Source organism: Cryobacterium sp. 10I1 (assembly GCF_035019805.1).
GTDB classification, from domain to species: Bacteria; Actinomycetota; Actinomycetes; order Actinomycetales; family Microbacteriaceae; genus Cryobacterium; species Cryobacterium glucosi.
Window position 1 is genome coordinate 1 of the sequence record NZ_JASJVF010000291.1, and the last position, 3,788, is coordinate 3,788.

A 3,788-nucleotide genomic window follows, 5' to 3' on the forward strand; every position below is an offset into this window, starting at 1 on the left:
CGCCGGAACGGCCTATGGCCGCGTTCGTGCGATGGCCGACGAAAACGGCGTTGCCGTGCTCGCCGCGACGCCGTCGCCGCGGCGCCTCGATCACGGACTTCGCCGACAAGATCGACGCGAGCCCCGGAAACCTCGTCACCGTGCTGTTCCACCTCGGTGAAATGGCGACGGCGACGGAGTCCCTCGACGAGGCGACCTTCGATGTGCTCGGTGAAGAACTCGGTTACAAGATCCAGATGGTCTCGCCCGACGACGAAGATCGCGAACTGCTTCTCGGCTTCGACATCGACATCGACCAGGAACTGGCCGAAGAGACCGATGACGAGCTCAAGGCCCGTCCGCCGGTCGTCACCGTCATGGGTCACGTCGACCACGGAAAGACCGCGCTCCTCGATGCGATCCGTAACGCGAAGGTAGCCGCTGGCGAAGCCGGCGGAATCACCCAGCACATCGGCGCGTACCAGGTCATCACCGAGCACGAGGGCATCGACCGCGCCATCACCTTCATCGACACACCGGGCCACGAGGCGTTCACCGCCATGCGTGCCCGTGGTGCCCAGGTGACGGACATCGCGATCCTCGTGGTCGCGGCGGACGACGGCATCATGCCCCAGACCATTGAGGCCCTCAACCACGCCCAGGCGGCCAATGTGCCGATCGTGGTCGCGGTCAACAAGATCGACAAGCCAGGCGCCAACCCGCAGAAGGTGCGCCAGCAGCTCACCGAATTCGGGCTCGTCGCCGAAGAGTACGGCGGAGACGTCATGTTCGTCGACGTGTCTGCGAAGCAGAAGATCGGCATCCAGGAAATCCTGGAGGCCGTCCTCCTCACCGCGGACGCCGGACTCGACATGCGCGCCAACCCCGACAAGGACGCCCGTGGCGTCGCCATCGAGGCTCGTCTCGACAAGGGCCGCGGCGCGGTCGCAACCGTGCTCATCCAGTCGGGAACGCTGCACGTCGGCGACTCGATCGTCGCCGGAACGGCCTATGGCCGCGTTCGTGCGATGGCCGACGAAAACGGCGTTGCCGTGCTCGCCGCGACGCCGTCGCGCGCCGTGCAGGTCCAGGGCCTCTCGAGCGTTCCCCGGGCCGGTGACACCTTCCTCGTCATCCAGGAAGACCGCACCGCCCGTCAGATCGCCGAGAAGCGCGAAGCCGCCGAGCGCAACGCCCTGCTGGCCAAGGCCCGCAAGCGCATCAGCCTCGAAGACTTCACCCGTGCACTCGAAGAGGGCAAGGTCGAATCGCTCAACCTCATCATCAAGGGTGACGTTTCCGGTGCCGTCGAGGCCCTGGAAGAGTCGCTCCTCAAGATCGAGGTCGACGACTCCGTGCAGCTGCGCATCATCCACCGCGGTGTCGGTGCGGTCACGGAGAGCGACGTCAACCTCGCCACCGTCGACAACGCCATCATCATCGGCTTCAACGTGCGCCCGGACACCAAGGCCCGCGAGCGTGCAGCCCGCGAGGGTGTCGACGTGCGGTTCTACTCGGTCATCTACAACGCGCTCGAGGACATCGAGAACTCCCTCAAGGGAATGCTCAAGCCCGAGTTCGAAGAGGTGCAGAGTGGTGTCGCCGAGATCCGCGAGGTGTTCAGCTCGTCCAAGTTCGGAAACGTGGCCGGCGTCATCGTCCGCTCGGGTGTCATCACGAGGAACGCCAAGGCGCGGGTCATCCGCAACGGCGTCGTCGTGGGAGACAACCTCGGCATCGAGTCGCTGCGTCGTTTCAAGGACGACGTCACCGAGGTTCGTACGGACTTCGAGGCCGGTATCGGTCTCGGCAAGTTCAACGACATCCAGATCGGCGACGAGATCGAGACGATCGAACTGAAGGAAAAGCCGCGCGTCTAACCAGGCCGCGTCTGATCGACGGGTCTCCGGCTCCTCTCCGTGAGGGGCCTGAGGCCCGTTGGTCGCTCAGCACGACAGCTTCTCGATTCACCAGATTTTCCACGCATCGACGTAACGCAGTACCGAAGCAAGAGGAGTGAGACCATGGCAGATCCGGAACGCGCCAGAAAAATGGCCGACCGCATCAAGGTCATCGTGGCAAAGCGGCTCGAACGCGGCCTGCGTGACCCGAGGCTCGGCTTCGTGACCATCACGGACGTCAAGGTGACGGGTGACCTGCAACACGCATCCGTTTTCTACACCGTCTACGGCTCCCTCGAGGAGCGCACCGACAGCGCCGCGGCGCTCAAGGCGGCCACCGGGCTGCTGCGCAGCGAGGTCGGCAAGAACATCACCGCCCGGCTGACCCCGTCGCTCGAGTTCATCGCGGACGCGATCCCCGAGAACGCCGCCCTCATCGACGACCTTCTCCGCGAAGCGCGGGAGCGCGACAGCCAGGTCGGCGCGCTCGCACAGGGCGCCCAGTACGCCGGCGACGAAGACCCCTACGTCAAGCCGCGCGAGTTCGAGGGCGACGACGATGACGACGACGACGAGGACGAGACTCCCGCCGTCGGTCACCACGCCGAATAGCGGTTGCCTCCAGCGGACGCTGACTCAGCGCACCTAGCGAGGGAGACCGGGGAGAACTACGCTTAAAAGCGCTTTCGTTCCCCGGAAAGCCCATCTCACTGTGGAGGTACCCCATGGCCGGCATCGCAGCCAAGCTCGACAAAGCATACGAAACGCTCCCTCTGGAGGAGCTCGCGAAGGCGCCGGTCGCGGCGCTCCAGGGCGTCAGCGACAGCGATGCCGAGCACCTCAAGGCGGCGTTCGGCATCGACACGATCGGTGACCTCGGCACCAACAAGTTCTTCCTGTGGGCCCAGGCGATCGCGACGCTCGCGAAGTAGCCGCGTCGCAGCGGTCGGGGTCTCAGCTCCCGAATCGCGAGGCCAGCCCGCTCGCATTCCGGACCGCGTTTCCACCGCCGTCGTTGTTGAAGTAGACGAACACGTCCCGTCCTGTGCCCTGCCAGTCGCGGATGCGTTCCGCCCACCAATCGAGGTCGGCCTCCGAGTACGAGCCTCCGTACAGGTGCTCTCGATCGGGGCCGTGCATCCGCACGTACACGAACGGTGCGGTCGCGCGCAGGACACACGGCAGGTTCGCGCCGCTCAGCACGCAGTATGCGGCGCCGTGCCGCTCGAGGATCGCGAAGACCTCCTCGCACAGCCAGCTGTCGTGCCGGAACTCGACGGCGACCCTGATCCAGTGCGGCAGGGCGGCGAGGAAGAAGTCCAGCCTGGCATCGTCGCGCTCCATCGCCGGCGGCAGCTGCACGAGCAGGACGGCGCGCTTGTCGCCGAGCTCGTGCCAGCACGCGGCGATCCGTGCCGCCCAAACCTCGGGAGCATAGAGCCTCTTCGCGTGGGTGAGCCCACGGGGCGCCTTCACCGAGAGCAGGAATCCCTCGGGAAGGCGGCGTCTCCAGCCGGCGAACGTCGACTCCCGCGGCCAGCGGTAGAAACTCGCGTTGAGTTCGACGGTGTCGAAACGGGAGGCGTAGACCTCGAGCCGCCGGGCGGCGGGGAGCCCGGACGGGTAGAGCACCCCGTCCCAGTGCTCGTAACTCCAGCCGGAGGTGCCGATCCGGATGCTCACGGTCGCGCCTACTCGTGGGGGAGCGAGTATGACCCTGCAGCGACGCGCACCGCGAGCCCGTCGGACAGGAGGCCGGACAGGGCCCGACCGAGCTGGGCGGGGTCCGGCCAGAGCGTGGCGATCTCGGCATCCGTCACCGGGTGCCTCGTCGAGCGCAACTCGGCGAGGATCAGGCCGCGCACCTGCCGGTCGCTGCCGGCGAACTTCTTCTGAACGGTCTTCTTC

General features: G+C 66.4%; 4 protein-coding genes and 1 pseudogene. 3 read left to right on the forward strand and 2 right to left on the reverse strand.

Translation table 11 applies throughout. The features are described from left to right. From infB to QN345_RS16675, 3 genes are all read left to right on the forward strand, one after another. A partial coding sequence (gene infB, locus QN345_RS16665) for a translation initiation factor IF-2 (protein ID WP_323508912.1) occupies positions 1-1,859 on the forward strand: 1,859 nt, incomplete at its 5' end. Between the two features lie 144 nt (positions 1,860-2,003). Beyond that, the gene (gene rbfA, locus QN345_RS16670) at positions 2,004-2,492 is read left to right on the forward strand and encodes a 30S ribosome-binding factor RbfA (protein ID WP_134445861.1); all 489 of its coding nucleotides are present in this window, start codon (positions 2,004-2,006) and stop codon (positions 2,490-2,492) included. Positions 2,493-2,605: 113 nt separating this feature from the next. After that, a complete protein-coding gene (locus QN345_RS16675; protein WP_134445860.1) occupies positions 2,606-2,812 on the forward strand; it encodes a hypothetical protein in 207 nt (68 codons plus the stop codon). Between the two features lie 22 nt (positions 2,813-2,834). Here QN345_RS16675 and QN345_RS16680 read toward each other — a convergent pair whose 3' ends face one another. Both QN345_RS16680 and QN345_RS16685 read right to left on the reverse strand, forming a co-directional pair. Next, on the reverse strand, positions 2,835-3,563 hold the full coding sequence (locus QN345_RS16680; RefSeq protein WP_134445859.1) for a DUF72 domain-containing protein: 729 nt from the start codon (positions 3,561-3,563) through the stop codon (positions 2,835-2,837). An 8-nt stretch (positions 3,564-3,571) separates the two neighbouring features. Further along, a pseudogene (locus tag QN345_RS16685) lies at positions 3,572-3,788 on the reverse strand (A/G-specific adenine glycosylase); the annotation flags it as partial.